The organism is Thalassospiraceae bacterium LMO-JJ14 (genome assembly GCA_021555105.2).
Classification (GTDB): domain Bacteria; phylum Pseudomonadota; class Alphaproteobacteria; order Rhodospirillales; family Casp-alpha2; genus UBA4479.
Genome location: CP134604.1, coordinates 756270 through 771924 on the forward strand (window position 1 = coordinate 756270; position 15655 = coordinate 771924).

The following is a 15655-nucleotide window of genomic DNA, read 5'->3' on the forward strand; positions in this document are numbered from 1 at the left end:
TGCTCCATCATTTCCGGATTAAACGGGACGTCCTCAGCGGACGTACAGGTGCACTTCGTTATTTGCGACCTGCTGTTCGGTTTTCGCCGATACAGCGACACGGTTCGGCGGCAGGCCCATTTCGACCAGTGAACGCATGACGTTTTCGGCATGCTGGCGTGCCTTTTGCGAGTTAAGCGCGATCCGTGCGGCACCACCGGTGGTGGGTGCCACGGCGACCAGATCGAACATCGCATTGGGGCGGCGCTCGAGGGTCTTGGAAACGGCGGTATAGAGCGCCTGTTCATACGGCACGTCCGCGCGGTCGAAACGGATCACAACGAGCGGTGTGCGGCCAACGGTCGAAAGCGGGGTATTGGTATAGTTCGCCTGGCCGCTGTTCGACAGCACGGCACGGTTGACGAGCGAGCCGCCGAACAGTTCACCCGACTTGATACCGGCCGAAATCAGATTGAGGTTGGCGCGTTCCGTCGTCACATAGTTGGTCTGGCGGCGCACGTCCGACGTCAGTTCCTTGAGCAGACGGTCGATCAGAACCGCGGTACGGTTGCCCTCGTCCTCAAGGATCGCCAGCTGACGGTGATCTTCGTCAACGGCACCCGAAACCGAGAACGCCGCACGTGCGGCTTCGGCCATATACGCCGACAGCGTCGAGTTGTTGGCAACGGCGGCGGTGAGGTTGTTCATGTTGTCGATTTCCTGGGCGATGCGGTCAAGATCGGCCTGTGCGCTCTTGAACTGCTGAACCAGGATCGGGTTGCCCGGCGTGGTGCCGACCTGCAGACGCGAATTCACGGCGGCGATGGTGCCGTGATACTGCTGCGAGTTCTGCACGAGCTGCGTGCGCAGGCGCTGCAGCTCTTCGTTCTGCTGGGCGATGGAATTCTGCAGGCGGGTCAGTTCCTCGCGGAGTTGAACGACTTTTTCGCCGACAAAGGTACCGGTCGGTTCGCCCGGCGTGACGCCCGGGGGCACGAACTGGGTCGCGCCGATCGGCGGTTGTCCGCCGCCGATGACCTGTACCTGGCCATCGCCGGTTGCCGCTTGTGCGGTTTCGGTATTGGCTTCAGGCTCGGCATCGGATGCCGGCCAAAGCAGGTTGTCTCCATATGAGCAGGCGCCCAGCGTCAACGCTGCGCCGACTACGAGAAATCGTAGCGAATTGAAATCCGATAATCTCATCCCTGAAGACCGCCCCTTTGTGGTTTAGGGAAACTCGACAACGGCGCACCTAAATTGCACACCTTTACGATCACTAACACGTCCCCCTGTCGTTGTCGCGATATTAATCAAACGCCAGCATGGCGACAAGATGATTGTTTTACTTGGCGAATCTTTAATTTTCCTAAATTTTAAGGGGGTATTGCGATACAATTTCAGGCTGATTGCCGCCACGCGCCCGCAACTGCGAAAAGCATAGATTGGGGGGTTGTCACGAATGAGCGCGTGGAGTAGGTTCTCGCCGCCTCGCAAGAGGCCCAATGCGCGGCGCCCGTAGCTCAGTTGGATAGAGTACTTGACTACGAATCAAGGGGTCGGGAGTTCGAATCTTCCCGGGCGCGCCATTTCTCCCCAAAGACAGCTTTTCGAACCCGCGCCCAGGTTTTTGTGTTTTCGAACAAGGTTCGACGGGGCGCGCCATTTTCCCTCCAGATCACCGATTAATGCGCCGCCCTCACAACAGTGTGAGCCGTAGTGTACTGTTTTTGCACCGGTTTTGCGCTTATGTTCCGGGTTCTACAGTAGGAGAACCGTCATGGACCGGACATCGGAACGAAAGTTCGTCAGCGACATCGCCTTTACGGCACAGGTGAAAGCCGAGCAGGAAAAGCGCGGCTCGCGTACGGGCTATGCGAAGATGGAACAGCGGGCAGGCTGGCGGGACGTTATCACCGGGGACCTTGCCGGCTATCTTGGCGAGCGTGACTCGTTCTATCTGGCAACCGCCAATGCTGACGGCCAGCCGTACATTCAGCATCGTGGCGGCAGACCCGGTTTCTTGAAGGTGCTGGATGAAAAGCACCTCGCCTTCGCCGACTTCGCCGGCAACAGGCAGTACATTTCCATCGGCAATGCCGCCGAGAATTCCAAAGCCTTTATCTTTGCCATGGATTACCGCAACCGGCGCCGCATAAAACTCTGGGGAACCCTGAAGGTGGTCGAAAACGACCCGGACCTGATGGCCCGGCTGGTTGACAGTGAATATGACGCAAAGCCGGAGCGGGCCTTCGTCTTTTCCGTCGAGGCATGGGATTCAAACTGTCCGCAGCATATTACCCAACGCTGGACGGAGCACGAGATCGCGCCGGTGATCGAGGCCATGCAGCAGAAGATCGAAGAACTGGAAGCGGAGGTGGCGCGGCTGAAAGGCTAAGCGCCCGGTCTCACCCACACCGAAAGATATTCGGCGACGACGCAGGGCTTTTCGCTATCGTCGCCTTCGATCTCGAACGCATGCCCGGTGCGGGTGAAAAGTCCGGCGTCATGCATTTCCGCTGCGATCAATGATATCCGGTCGCGCACCCGAAACCCGTCGCCGATCGGCATGGGTTTCAGAAAGCGGACTTTGTCGACACCGTAGTTCAGCGCGTACGGGCTGTCGGTGGGACGGAGACCGCACTGGTCGATGGCATGATTGATCAGGCTCAAGATCAGAAATCCGTGCGCCACCGTGCCACCATATCTGCCGTCGGCTTTGGCGCGTGCCGGGTCCGTGTGCAGCCAGTGGGTGTGGTGCGTGGCATCGGCAAAGGCATCGACGCGGGTCTGATCTATGTCGATCCACCCGGATACGGCAAGCGGCCCCCCCGGGGCCGCCGCCAGTTCCGCCATATTGCGGTTCATAGAATAATCGCTCAGGTCAATGTCGATCTGATCACGGCCGCTCAGGCCGCTTTGATCGGGGTGCGCGTGATGTGGTCGCAGTTCTGACCTTCGACGCGGATCAGGCGCGTCGGCCCGTTTCTGAGCGGCGCATGTACGGCGCCGGCCGGATAGGCATGCGCATCGCCGGGCTTGAGTGCATAGGAACGGGTCTGCTTGACCAGTGCGGGCTCATCGCCTTCGGCCGGTTTAATGATTTCCCAGTCGGTCATTTCCGTTTCGCCGACGGCCTGACCGTAAATCGCCCATGTCGGCCCATGGTCATGCGGGAAGCCATCTTTCGGCCCCTGATAAACGTGCGCACAAATGCAGAATTTATAATCCGGATCTTCGTACAGGATGCGGCGTTCCTTGTCGGCATCAGGCGGTAGATGTTCGGCGATCAGTGCTTCATCCTTCAGTGCCTTCTCGACATAGGTGCGGACTTTCTCGACCCCTGCCGGGCCGTTGTCCTCTGCCAGGGCATTGCGACAGTCGGCGGCAAATTCATCAAGCGTATAAGACATTCATTCCTCCGGTGGTCATCCTTACGTATTCTATATATAGAATACGACATTCGAAAACGGAACGCACCTCCGGCGTTTTGCTTTTCATTCGAATTGCGGACCGGGAAAACGGCCGGGACAGACAAAAAAGAGTCAGGGACGGGAACAGGCAGCATGAATTTATCTGGTCGAATCGGCCTTGCAGCGGCGTTGTTCGCATCGTCTGCCGTCGGTCTTATTTTGGAAATTGTCGCTGCGCGCCTGATCGCGCCTTATGTCGGCATGTCCATTTACACCTGGACGGCGATTATCGCTACCGTGCTGGCCGGCATGTCAGCCGGCCACTGGATCGGCGGCCGGCTGTCGGAGCGTCCCGACCGCAACGGGCTTTCGATCATCGCCTTGATGCTGGCACTGGCGACTCTCAACGTCCTGGCCATCCCGTTGTTACTGCGCTGGGCGGGGCCGGTGCTGATTTCGGCCGACGTGGCGATCGTTGTTGCCGTCATCGGTCTGTCGACGGTGTTGTTTTTTGTGCCGAGCCTGTTGATCGCGGGGGTCACACCGATCCTGACGCGTATCGCCATCGATACCGAGCCGGACAACCGCGGCATCGTTATCGGGCGGATGTTTGCGCTCGGTGCCGGCGGGGCAATTCTCGGCACGCTGACGGCAGGCTTTGTTTTCATCTCGTGGATCGGCTCACAGGGCACGTTGATCGCCGTCGCCGCGGCTCTAGGATTGATGTCGGCAGGCTTTGCTGCATGGGCCAGACACTTGAAACTGTCGCATGCTGCTTTGGCATTGGTTATTGCCGCCGGTGTGCTGGCGGTCCTTCGGGCCGATGATCTGCTGGCCAGCGTATGCGATGCGGAGAGCCGCTATTACTGTATCCGGGTTATCGACTACAGCCACGAAACGGAGAGTGAAAGCCGCCTCATGGTACTTGATCACATGGGGCACGGCATCAATGACAGGGACGACCCTGTGCGTCTGCACAGTTCCTATACAGAGTTGCTGGACAGAATGGTCCAGATACGGTTCCCCGAACGCGACGACCTCTCAACCTATTTTATCGGCGGCGGTGCCTACACGATCCCCCGTGCATGGGCGGTGACATATCCAAGAGGTCGTCATGAAGTTGCCGAGGTCGATCCAATGGTAACGAAGCTTGCGCAGGACATGATGTGGTTCGAGCCGCATCCGTCGATCCGCATTGCGCATGCGGATGCACGGGTACAGTTACGGCAGATGTCAGGTAATTCGCTGGATGTGGTCGTTGGCGATGCCTTCCACGATATTTCGGTGCCGCAGCATCTGGTGACGGTGGAGTTCGCCCGCGAAATCAGGGCCAAGCTCAACCCCGATGGTGTTTATGTGATGAATGTGATCGACGGTGCACGCGAACCAAAGTTTCTCCTCGCCATGCTGAAGACCCTGTACGAGGTCTTTCCGGTCGTCGAGATTTGGGTGGATACCCAGCAGATGGGCGGCGGCGAACGGCTGACGTATCTGTTGTCTGCGGCGGCGACACCGGTCCCGGTTCCGGTTCTTGTATCGCGCCATGCAGAAGGCCGCCGCTGGCAACGGGTCAATCCGGGTGATATCGCCGGAACGCTTACGCCCGACGATGTGCCGGTGCTGACGGATGACCTGGCGCCCGTCGACCGGCTGATCGGTGCTGTCGCCGAGCGTGCGCGCTAGGCGCTCATTCTGTCCCGCGCGGCGCGGACCAGTTCATTGAATAGCCGCTGCTGGCGCGGTTGCCATAAAAGAAATTCCGGATGCCACTGCACACCCAGCAGAAACCGCCGGCCATGCCGTGCAATTCCCTGAACCATCCCGTGTTCGTCACGGGCACATACATGAAAACCGTTGCCCGGTTCAGAGACGGCCTGATGGTGCAAGCTGTTGACGTCGCAGTGATCGACGCCCATGAGCATTGACAGGCGGGAGCCGGAAACAATATCGACGCACTTTTTCGGGAGTACGGTACGGATTTGCGGGGCGTCCTTGAAGACCTCGTGGATTTCCGTGTGCAATGAGCCGCCATAAAAGACGTTCATGATCTGCGATCCGCGGCAGATGCCGAGAACCGGAATATTCATCGAATCGCAAACCCGTAGAGCCTCCATTTCGATTTCATCGCGTCTGGGATCGACACGGACATCAACTTGAATTTCGCCGCCGTATAGTGATGCCGAAATATCATCGCCGCCGCCGATCACCAGACCGTCGAGTTTGTCGATAGGATAGGGCTTGTCCCAGGTGATGCGGACACTTCGTCCGCCGGCACGCCAGACCGCAAGGCGGTTGAGAAACGTCATAATGCGGCCCTTGCGTCTTGACCCGGTGACGCCGATGAGGGGCTTATCAAGCATACGTCTGTCATGTAGGGACAGGAGACGCGGTTTTCAAACCGCAGGCCATCTAGGGACTTGCCGCCCGCCTACCGTTCATGGACATTTGTCGCGTCGAAAAAAGGAAAATCATCTGATGCACGCGCCCGATCAAACCCAACCTCACCTTGCCAAGGCCTTGGCCCATGTCCGGGTGCTTGATCTGACAAACGTCCTGGCGGGTCCTTTCTGTTGCCATCAATTGGCGCATATGGGCGCGGATGTAATCAAGGTCGAAGTCCCCGGTTCGGGTGATCTGGCCCGGCAACTGGGCGGCGATCCTGCGCTCAATGATAAGAAAATGGGAATCTCGTTCCTGGCCCAGAACGCCGGCAAACGCTCCATCGAGATCAATCTGAAAAGCGCCCGTGGCAAGGAACTTTTCCGCGAACTGGTAAAGACCGCAGATGTGGTGGTTGAGAATTTCCGTCCCGGCGTCATGGACAGGCTCGGTGTCGGCTTTGAGGTGCTGAGAACCGATAACCCGAAGCTGATCTATTGTGCGATCTCGGGCTTTGGGCAGGATGGACCGCTTCGCGATCTGCCGGCCTACGATCAGATCGTGCAGGGAATGTCGGGGGTCATGAGCATTACCGGAGATCCGGATACGGCCCCTTACCGGGTCGGTTATCCGGTATCCGATACCGTCGGCGGCATGACGGCGGCATTCGCCATTGCTGCTCAACTCGCCGAACCGGACCGGTGCGCACATTTCATCGACGTGTCGATGCTGGAGGCCTCGTTGGCGACCATGGGGTGGGTTGTATCGAATTATCTGGTTGCCGGGAATGTGCCGAAACCGATGGGCAACGAAAATTTTACGGCGAGCCCTTCGGGCACTTTTAAAACCGGTGACGGCTTGCTCAATATCGCGGCCAACAAACAAGAGCAGTTCGAAGCCGTGTGCGATGTTGTCGGGCTGGCGGACCTCAAAACCGATCCCCGCTTTGCCAAGCGCCAGGACCGACTGGATAACCGGGGGCTGCTGAAAGAAATACTGGAAGAGGCGATGACCACGGCATCCGCTGGCGAATGGCGCCAGCGCCTGAACGATGCCGGGGTGCCGGCAGGCGAGGTGCTGAGTGTGCCCGATGCGCTTGCGCATCCGCAGATCGCCGATCGCGGTATGATCGCCGAATTCAAAGACCCGCCCGGCGTCGGCCGCGACATCAAGCTGGCGCGGACAGGTTTCAAGATCGATGGCGAACCGGCCAGCGTCGACGCACCGCCGCCGGTTCTGGGACAACATGCCGAGGATATACTGGGCGAGCTTGGCTACGACGCCGGTGCCATAGTCAGATTACGTGAGGAAAAAGCGATATGAGCGACGACGAGGTCGACAAAAAAGTCCGCGATTGGTGGCAAACGGATATTACCGAAATGGCGCCGGGTATGCTGCGCTATCACGGCTATGCGATTGAGGATCTGATCGGCAATGTCGGTTTCCCCGGCATGGCGTGGCTATTGTTGAAAGGCGAGTTGCCGAGCGCGGGTGAGGAAAAACTGTTCGGCTATGCCCTTACCGCCGGGGTCGATCATGGCCCGCAGGCGCCGAGCATCGCCATTGCACGGATGGCTGCGACCTGTGGTGTCGGACTGAACAACGCCATGGCGTCCGCGCTCAATGTCTTGGGCGATGTACATGGGGGCGCCGGCGAACAGGCGGTCGAAATTTATCAGGAAATCCTTGCCGATCTGGAAACGAACGGCGGCGATGCCGAAGCAGGCGTGACGCGGTTCCTCGACAAGTTCTTTGCGGAAGGCGGCAAATATATTCCGGGTTTCGGGCATCGCTTTCACAAGGTCGATCCCCGCACCGGCAGGCTGATGGAACTGATCGAAGAGTCCGAGAAAGACGGTGTGGTCTCGGGGCGGGTCCGCGTCATCGCGCAGGAAATGGAACGCCAAGTCAGTGCGCGCAAGAACCGCGAGATCAACATGAACATCGATGGGGCGACAGCGGTTGTGTATGCCGAACTGGGCTTTCCCGCACCGTTGGCGCGTGGTTTTTTCTGCATGTCGCGTTCCGTCGGCATCCTTGCGCATGCCTGGGAACAGATGCAGCAGGGCGGACGCAACAAGGGGCCTATTCCGCGCGACATGATCTGGAGTTACACCGGGAAACCGCATCGCAAGGTCGAGCGGTGATTTAACGCCGCTCGCCATTGCCACTTGTGGGCGGCTCATTAATACTGCTGCAGGCTTGATATTTGAGCGAGGGATTCTGATGAGCATCGACTGGCAAGGCGTGTTTCCGGCGCTGATGACGGAATTCAAGGCGGATGGGGCGCTCGACCTTGAAGCGACACAGCGTCATATCCAGTCATGCATGGACGCGGGCATCGAGGGTCTGGTGATGCTGGGGACACTCGGCGAAAATCCGTCGCTCACCCCTGATGAAAAAGAACAGGTTCTGCGCGCCGCCGTCGAAGTAACGGCCGGAAAGATTCCCGTGCTGACGGGGGTCGCAGAATACACGACGGCATTCGGGATCGAATTTGTCAGGCGCGCCGAACGCGCCGGCTGCGCCGGACTGATGGCGCTGCCGTGCATGGTTTATCAGCAGGACTCGCAGGAAGCTGTGACACATTTCAGGACCCTCGCCACCGCTACCGATCTGCCGATCATGATCTATAATAACCGCGTCGCCTATAAGGTTGATCTCAGCCCGCAGGATTTTGCCGATCTGGCTGATGTCGAGAACATCGTCGCGGTCAAGGAATCCTCGCACGACAGTCGCCGTATCACCGATATGTTCAACGAGGTCGGGGACCGCTACGTGATTTTCTGCGGCGTTGACGATCTGGTGCTGGAAAACGCCCTGTTCGGTGCCAAAGGTTGGGTCTGCGGCTTGGTCAATACGTTCCCGAGGGAAGCCGTGCAGCTTTTCCGTCTGGCCCGTGAAGGCAAGGTCGCCGAAGCCTATGAGCTATATAAGTGGTTCATGCCGCTGTTGCATCTGGATGTCGATGTGAAGCTGGTGCAGATGATCAAGCTCGCCAATCAACTGACGGGTGAGGGTTCCGAGAACGTTCGCCCGCCGCGCCTGCAACTGGCGGGCAGCGAGCGCGCCATGGTCGAACAGGTGGTCGCCCGCGCACTTGAAACGCGCCCCGATATCTGACCCGCAGACCTTGATGCCCGAACAGGAAGAAGCCTCAAAATACGCGGTCACGGTGCTCGGCAACGGCATTGTCGGTCTTGCCGTCGCCTATGCGCTGATCGAAGACGGACATACTGTCACGGTGATCGACCGGGGGGCTGTCGACGACGGAACATCGACCGGGAACGCCGGCGCCATCGCCGTCGCCGAAATGATTCCCATTGCCGAGCCGGGATTGTGGAAACGTATCCCGGCGATGCTTGTGGATCCGGTCGGGCCGTTGTATTTGCGCGCAACTCACGTGCCGTTTCTGCTGCCGTGGTTTTTCCGTTTCATGCAGGCGTGCCGGCCGCAAAATCACAAACGGGGTATTGCGGCGTTGGCCGGGCTGCTGGGCGGTTCCATGGAAGCACACCTTGCCATGCTGCAAAGGATCGGTGCCGGGGATATGCTGAATCGCGATGGCACGCTGTTCATCTATCGCTCTGAACAGGCTTACAGAAATGAGGCGCATCACTGGCAGGCGCGCCGGGATCACGGCATTGATGCGGTGCCCCTTGATCGCGAGGATATTGCCGCGCGCGAACCGGCGCTGGGACCGGAAGCACGGTTTGGGTATTTCTCTTCGGACTGGGCGCACTATCGCGACCCCAGGGAGCTTGTCGTTGCACTTGCCGAGCATCTGCGCGCGCGCGGCGTGCGCTTCGAGCAGGCGGAAATCACCGATGTTAAATTATCAAATGGCGGCGTATCAGCGCTGATTGCCGATGACGGCCGCGCGTTTCCCGTTGCGCGCCTGATCGTCGCCGCCGGGGCATGGTCCGGGCGGCTTTCGAAACGGATCGGCGATCCGTACCCGATTGAAGCCGACCGCGGCTACAATACGACGCTGCCTGATCCCGGCGTCGACATCCGCACAATGGTGACCTTTTCCGAAGACAACTTCGTCATGACGCCGATGAGTGTCGGTCTGCGTATCGGCGGTTCCGTCGAGATGGGGGGGCTTGATGCGCCGCCGAATTACCAGCGTTCCCGCGCCCTTATCCAGTTGGCTAAGCGCTACATACCCGATCTGAACGTCACGGGTGGAACGGAATGGATGGGACATCGACCGGGCTCGCCGGATTCGGTTCCGGTCATTTCCGCCTCTCCCCATGCCGCCAATGTGCACTATGCTTTCGGACACGGACATCTGGGATTGAGCATGTCGGTGATTACCGGGCGCATCATCGCCGACATGATTGCCGGTCGCGATCCGGGACTGGATATGTCACCTTATCGTATTGACCGTTTCCGCTGAGGGAGGACGCCATGGCGGGCCATACATTTTTCTGTGTCGATGGGCACACCTGCGGCAATCCGGTGCGCATGGTCGTTGGCGGCGCGCCGCATCTCAAGGGCGCGAACATGATCGAGCGCCGCAAGAATTTTGTCGCCGAATATGACTGGATCCGCACCGCATTGATGTTCGAGCCGCGCGGCCATGACGTCATGTCCGGCTCGATCCTGTATCCGCCGACCCGCGACGATTGCGACGTGGCGATTTTGTATATCGAAGTGTCGGGCTGTCTGCCGATGTGCGGTCACGGCACCATCGGCACCGTAACGTTCATGATCGAGCGCGGCATCGTGACCCCGGCGACACCGGGAATTGTCCGCCTCGACACGCCCGCCGGCGTCGTCGAAGCGCAATATGAAATGAACGGGGATCACGTCGACAGCGTGCGCATCAGGAATGTCGCCTGCTTCCTCGCCGGTACGGACCTTGAGGTCAATGTGCCGGGGCTCGGCATGATCTCATTCGATGTTTCATACGGCGGCAATTTCTATGCGATCATCGAGCCTCAGCAGAACATGCGCGACATGGCGGACCTGACGCCCGGCGACATTCAGCGTCTGAGCCCGATCGTGCGTGACCTCATCAACGAGAAGTACGATTTCGTACACCCTGAAGAACCGCTCATTCACGGTGTCAGTCACATCATGTGGACCGGTGCGCCGACGCAGGCAGGCGTGCACGGCAGGAATGCGGTCTTTTACGGCGACAAGGCCATCGACCGCTCACCGTGTGGTACCGGCACATCGGCGCGCATGGCGCAGCGGCATGCCAAGGGCCTGCTTAATGTCGGCGATGACTATCGTCACGAAAGCATCATCGGGTCGATTTTCGATGGCCGCGTCGAAGCGGATGCGAGCGTTGGCGGCAAGCCGGCGATGATCCCGTCCATCGGCGGATGGGCCCGGATGCACGGACTCAACACGATTTTTGTCGATGAACGCGACCCGTTCATGCACGGGTTCGTGCTGAAGTGACGGTGTAAAGAGAAACGAATATCGTCACGCCCGCGAAAGCGGGAGCGGCAGCTATCGTTTGCCCTGGGTATTTGCCCTAAATATTCGTATGCGCGGGCTTGCCCGCGACGCCCTTGTAGAGCACGCCTTGACGCAGCGCCATGATGCGGTCGTGCTCGGCCCTGGCGGCGGCGTCCATGTCGGCTGCGGGCGGCGTTTCGTGTATGAAGTTGCCGTACGTATCTTCGCCGCGTACCAGCCAGGCGCTGTCGCCGTCGGCATTGACCTGACTGACATGCGGTGCGATGTAGCGGACTGCGATGCCGATACGGCGGTCATTGGACTGGTTCGGCGCCGAGGCGTGCACGGTGCGTATGTTGTGCAGGGATATTTCACCGGGCTCAAGTTCCAGATACGCAGCCTTTTCCTCGTCGACATCGACGGCGATTTCCTGACCGCGCGTCAGCAGGTTTTCCTGAGCCAGTGTGTCCTTGTGTTCGATCTGCTCCCATTTATGGGTGCCCGGCATCATCTTCATGCAGCCCGATTGCCGATTGGCCGGCGACAGCGCAATCCATGCCGTGACCACGTCGGGTTTCGACAGCCCCCAATACGTGCTGTCCTGATGCCATGACACGTATGACGGCGTGCCAGCGTCCTTGATGAACAGGCTCAACCCCCAGACCATCAGGTTCGGGCCGAGGACGTCTTCCACCGCATCGAGGATTTTCGGGTGACTGCCCAGGTCGCGCGCCCAGGTCTGCAGCAAGTACAGTTTCTGTCCCTTGGACATTTCGTACCAGCCTTCGTGCTGGGCTTCATAAGCTTCAAATTTACGGCGGAAATCGGCCGCCGTGTCCGTGTCCATGACGCGGACCGGCGCGAAATAGCCGTCGCGGTGATACTGTGCGATTTGCGCGTTCGTCAGTGCCTTACCCATGATGTTCCTCGATTTCGGGCCGCTTTGGTGCGGCAATTGGCGGCAGCTTACACGCAAGGGATGGGGCAGGCTATTTTTACAAACTATAAATATTACTTATGCTAAGGTGCAAGCTTGCGGTCCGGCATTTAGGCAAGGAGCATCCGAAATGAACTGGCCGACGGGCCTCGACCTGCGGGCTTTAAACGTTTTTCTTGAAACTGCGCGAGCCGGAAACATGACCGAAGCGGCAAGACGGCTGGGCATGACACAGCCGGCCGTCTCGCAATACATAAGTAAAGCCGAAGATGAAATCGGCGCGCAACTGCTCGATCGCAGCCTTCGGCCGATCCGCCTGACACCGGCTGGTGAGGTATTGCGCGACCGTGCCGAAGCGTTGATGGTCTCTGCCGAAGCGGCCGTGGCGGCAGCCAGGAGCGTCGGTGACCAGCCGCTGGCGGCACTCCGGATCGGCGTGCCGAATTCATTGGCGACGACACTGACGCCCTGGCTGTATGAAAAGGTTATGGCCGAAATGCGGCCCGGGAACTTTGCGCTCCGCGCCGGTCAGTCGGGCGATCACGTGCGCGCCTTGATGGAACGCGAGGTGGATTTGATCATCGCCACCGATGCCGCCGAGAATCTGGGCGGTATCGCCCGCTTCCAGCTGTTTCGCGAGCCGTTCATGCTAATGCTGCCGGCGGGCTACGTGGCAGGCAGCAAGACACTGGCCGAGATCGCCCGCGATTTGCCGCTGATCCGCTTCGCCGGGCACAATATCGTTGGCCAAATGGTGGAGCGTCATCTCAGGCGGATCCGTGTGCATGCGCCGCGTATCTGTGAATTCGACACGGCCCAGGCGGTGTCGGCAATGGTCGCGGCAGGTCACGGTTTCGCCTTGGCGACGCCGATGTGCGTCTTCGAAGGGGCGGCGCTGGGATATGATGTGGTGACAGCGCCGCTGCCGGGCCCGGCCTTCGCGCGGACCTTGCACGTTCTGGCGCGGGGTCACGAGCTGGGTCAGCAAGCGGCGGTCTTCGCGCGCCTCTGCCGAGGCGTGCTTGCCGAGCGGATCTGCCCAATGTGCGCTCAGCGCATGCCGTGGGTCGGCGAGGGGTTCCGCGTTTTTGCCGGGGACTGAGGGCGCTGGTTCGAGGCGAGTACAGAAAAAATTAAAAAGGGCGGCATTTCTGCCGCCCTTTTTTGCATGACGCCGAGGGTTAGGGGAGGGGGGAACGGCGCCTGCTTTTGTCGTGTCCGCTGCGGCCGGTACTTTCCGGCCGTTTGCTTACGCAGCTTGTGCGGAGGCTTTGCTCTTGAGGTATTTGAGCATGGTGTCGGCGTCGGAAACCTCGAACGGGTCGGTCGGGCAGTTGTCCCCGAAATCCGGTTCGACGAACATCTGTTCGATCTGACCATTATCGACGACCATCGAATAACGCCATGACCGCATGCCGAAACCGAGGTTCGACTTGTCGACGAGCATCCCCATCTTGCGCGAGAACTCGGCGTTGCCGTCCGGCAGCAGGAACACGTTCTTGGCGTTCTGCGATTTGCCCCACTGATACATGGTGAAGGCATCGTTGACGGACAGGCAGATAACCTGATCGACGCCAAGTGCGGCGAATTCTTCATACAGTTCTTCATAACGCGGCAGGTGGCTGGTCGAGCACGTCGGCGTGAAGGCGCCGGGGAGTGCGAACAAAACGACACGCTTGCCGTTAAAAATTTCTTCGGTGGAAAGGTCTTTCCACTCGAACGGGTTATCGCCCTCGATGGCATCGTTGCGAACGCGGGTTTTGAAAACAACGCTGGGGACTTGTCTTTGCATGGTGGTCACCTTGTCTATCTATGTTTTACGAAACGCCCAACGGGCGACTGGGGTGACTATGCTGCATCGCATAACATAAATAAAATCGTTTAAATTTATATATATAATAGGCATTACTTATTATTAGAGTTTTTTAAGAGGTAACCTAAAATATGTGCGATCATGCATCTGGATGACGGGTGGAAAACCACAACTATGCTGCCTTGCGGCTGGAATTTAAGCTCTTTTTCAATGTGGAGAATTGCCGATGTACGAGAACCGCCAGCACGAACGTCAGAGCACGGCCCTTACTGGCATGGTACGCACGGATGGAGCAAATCCAGCGCCGAAACATTGCGAAATCGTCGACCTGTCACCGGGCGGCGCGAGGATCAAAATCGACACCCGCCTCGAGAAGGGGGCCGTCGTTTTTCTGCAAATCGAGGAAATGGGCGAGTACGAAGTCGGCATTGCCTGGTTTCGCCGACCGATGGCGGGTCTCAATTTTAACGTCGCGCCCGAGATCATGACGGAAGTCGTCATGGCCATCGCCATGTATCGTTAAGCGGCTTAAAAATCCACCCTTCCACCGTTGCCACGACCCTTGAGCTTCATGCATAGTTTGCACCAAGCAGTTCAAGGGAGAAAATTCATGCAGACACGTGCCGCCGTGGCCTTCGAGGCCGGTAAACCGCTATCCATCGAAACAGTTGAGTTGGATGGCCCGCGCGAAGGCGAGGTTCTGGTCGAAATCAAGGCCACCGGCATTTGCCATACCGACGAATTCACCCGCTCCGGCGCCGATCCGGAAGGCATCTTCCCGGCCATTCTCGGCCACGAAGGTGCAGGCGTCGTGGTCGATGTCGGCAAGGGCGTGACGAGCCTTAAGAAGGGCGATCACGTGATCCCGCTGTACACGCCGGAATGCCGTCAATGCGAATACTGTACATCGGGCCGGACCAACCTGTGCCAGGCGATCCGGACTACGCAGGGGCAGGGCCTGATGCCCGACGGCACGTCCAGGTTCCGCATCGGCAAGGAGCCGATCTATCACTATATGGGCTGCTCGACGTTCTCCAACTTCACCGTGCTGCCGGAAATCGCACTGGCGAAGATCCGCAAGGACGCGCCGTTCGACAAGGTCTGCTATATCGGCTGTGGGGTGACCACCGGGGTCGGTGCGGTGATCAACACGGCAAAAGTCCGGCCCGGCGACAACGTCATCGTTTTCGGGCTTGGTGGCATCGGTCTCAACGTCATTCAGGGGGCAAAGCTTGTCGGCGCCAACATGATCGTCGGTGTCGATCTGAACCCGGCCCGCAAGGACATCGCCGAGAAATTCGGCATGACGCATTTCGTCAATCCGAAGGAAGTAGAGGGCGATCTTGTACCGTATCTGGTCGATATTACCAACGGCGGTGCCGATCACTCGTTCGAATGCATCGGCAATACCGGCACCATGCGCCAGGCGCTGGAATGCTGCCACAAGGGTTGGGGCGAAAGCACCATCATCGGTGTCGCCGGCGCCGGTCAGGAAATCTCGACACGTCCGTTCCAGCTGGTCACCGGCCGGGTCTGGCGCGGCACCGCGTTCGGCGGCGCCAAGGGTCGCACGGATGTGCCGAAGATCGTCGACTGGTACATGGACGGCAAGATCAACATCGATGACCTGATCACGCACAAGCTGGCGCTGGAAGATATCAACGACGGCTTCGATCTGATGCACAAAGGCGAGAGCATTCGCGCCGTCGTCGAGTTCTGAGG

General features: G+C 59.1%; 16 protein-coding genes and 1 tRNA gene. 11 read left to right on the forward strand and 6 right to left on the reverse strand.

The genetic code is table 11. The features are described from left to right. Positions 1–33 precede the first annotated feature (33 nt). Positions 34–1182: a hypothetical protein gene (locus L2D14_03690; GenBank protein ID WNK00533.1), complete on the reverse strand. Its 1149-nt coding sequence runs from the start codon at positions 1180–1182 to the stop codon at positions 34–36. A gap of 306 nt (positions 1183–1488) precedes the next feature. On the opposite strand from L2D14_03690, the gene L2D14_03695 reads away from it, so the two are divergent. Both L2D14_03695 and L2D14_03700 read left to right on the forward strand, forming a co-directional pair. Then, positions 1489–1565: transfer RNA gene (locus L2D14_03695), tRNA-Arg, on the forward strand. A gap of 191 nt (positions 1566–1756) precedes the next feature. Next, positions 1757–2374 carry a pyridoxamine 5'-phosphate oxidase family protein gene (locus L2D14_03700; GenBank protein ID WNK00534.1) on the forward strand — a complete coding sequence of 206 codons (618 nt, stop codon included), beginning with the start codon at positions 1757–1759 and terminating at the stop codon, positions 2372–2374. Here L2D14_03700 and L2D14_03705 read toward each other — a convergent pair. After that, positions 2371–2844 carry a MaoC/PaaZ C-terminal domain-containing protein gene (locus L2D14_03705; protein WNK00535.1) on the reverse strand — a complete coding sequence of 158 codons (474 nt, stop codon included), beginning with the start codon at positions 2842–2844 and terminating at the stop codon, positions 2371–2373. The two genes, L2D14_03700 and L2D14_03705, sit on opposite strands and share 4 nt — an antisense overlap. 41 nt (positions 2845–2885) lie before the next feature. Continuing rightward, positions 2886–3389, reverse strand: coding sequence for a hypothetical protein (locus L2D14_03710; protein WNK00536.1), 504 nt, complete (start codon positions 3387–3389; stop codon positions 2886–2888). Between the two features lie 153 nt (positions 3390–3542). On the opposite strand from L2D14_03710, the gene L2D14_03715 reads away from it, so the two are divergent. Beyond that, the gene (locus L2D14_03715) at positions 3543–5072 is read left to right on the forward strand and encodes a fused MFS/spermidine synthase (protein WNK00537.1); all 1530 of its coding nucleotides are present in this window, start codon (positions 3543–3545) and stop codon (positions 5070–5072) included. On the opposite strand, the gene L2D14_03720 is transcribed toward L2D14_03715, so the two are convergent. Beyond that, positions 5069–5749 (reverse strand): type 1 glutamine amidotransferase, encoded by a 681-nt coding sequence (locus L2D14_03720; protein ID WNK00538.1) that lies wholly within the window; start codon positions 5747–5749, stop codon positions 5069–5071. The two genes, L2D14_03715 and L2D14_03720, sit on opposite strands and share 4 nt — an antisense overlap. 115 nt (positions 5750–5864) lie before the next feature. On the opposite strand from L2D14_03720, the gene L2D14_03725 reads away from it, so the two are divergent. The 5 genes from L2D14_03725 (at position 5865) to L2D14_03745 (ending at position 11183) form a co-directional block, all read left to right on the forward strand. Next, a complete protein-coding gene (locus L2D14_03725; protein WNK00539.1) occupies positions 5865–7091 on the forward strand; it encodes a CaiB/BaiF CoA-transferase family protein in 1227 nt (408 codons plus the stop codon). Beyond that, positions 7088–7915: a citryl-CoA lyase gene (locus L2D14_03730; protein ID WNK00540.1), complete on the forward strand. Its 828-nt coding sequence runs from the start codon at positions 7088–7090 to the stop codon at positions 7913–7915. The genes L2D14_03725 and L2D14_03730 overlap by 4 nt, the downstream gene beginning before the upstream one ends. Positions 7916–7994: 79 nt before the next feature. Next, positions 7995–8891: a dihydrodipicolinate synthase family protein gene (locus L2D14_03735; GenBank protein ID WNK00541.1), complete on the forward strand. Its 897-nt coding sequence runs from the start codon at positions 7995–7997 to the stop codon at positions 8889–8891. Positions 8892–8904: 13 nt separating this feature from the next. Next, positions 8905–10170, forward strand: a complete 1266-nt coding sequence (locus L2D14_03740; GenBank protein WNK00542.1) for an FAD-binding oxidoreductase — start codon at positions 8905–8907, stop codon at positions 10168–10170. A gap of 11 nt (positions 10171–10181) precedes the next feature. Beyond that, positions 10182–11183: a 4-hydroxyproline epimerase gene (locus L2D14_03745; GenBank protein ID WNK00543.1), complete on the forward strand. Its 1002-nt coding sequence runs from the start codon at positions 10182–10184 to the stop codon at positions 11181–11183. A 76-nt stretch (positions 11184–11259) separates the two neighbouring features. On the opposite strand, the gene L2D14_03750 is transcribed toward L2D14_03745, so the two are convergent. Further along, entirely contained in the window at positions 11260–12102 is an 843-nt protein-coding gene (locus L2D14_03750; GenBank protein WNK00544.1) for a phytanoyl-CoA dioxygenase family protein, read from the reverse strand. Between the two features lie 148 nt (positions 12103–12250). Here L2D14_03750 and L2D14_03755 point away from each other — a divergent pair, with 148 nt between their 5' ends. Beyond that, the gene (locus tag L2D14_03755) at positions 12251–13222 is read left to right on the forward strand and encodes a LysR family transcriptional regulator (GenBank protein ID WNK00545.1); all 972 of its coding nucleotides are present in this window, start codon (positions 12251–12253) and stop codon (positions 13220–13222) included. Positions 13223–13369: 147 nt separating this feature from the next. Here L2D14_03755 and L2D14_03760 read toward each other — a convergent pair whose 3' ends face one another. Beyond that, on the reverse strand, positions 13370–13912 hold the full coding sequence (locus L2D14_03760) for a peroxiredoxin (protein ID WNK00546.1): 543 nt from the start codon (positions 13910–13912) through the stop codon (positions 13370–13372). Between the two features lie 247 nt (positions 13913–14159). On the opposite strand from L2D14_03760, the gene L2D14_03765 reads away from it, so the two are divergent. Both L2D14_03765 and L2D14_03770 read left to right on the forward strand, forming a co-directional pair. Continuing rightward, the gene (locus tag L2D14_03765) at positions 14160–14456 is read left to right on the forward strand and encodes a PilZ domain-containing protein (GenBank protein ID WNK00547.1); all 297 of its coding nucleotides are present in this window, start codon (positions 14160–14162) and stop codon (positions 14454–14456) included. An 87-nt stretch (positions 14457–14543) separates the two neighbouring features. Then, positions 14544–15653 (forward strand): S-(hydroxymethyl)glutathione dehydrogenase/class III alcohol dehydrogenase, encoded by a 1110-nt coding sequence (locus L2D14_03770; GenBank protein WNK00548.1) that lies wholly within the window; start codon positions 14544–14546, stop codon positions 15651–15653. Positions 15654–15655: the final 2 nt, after the last annotated feature.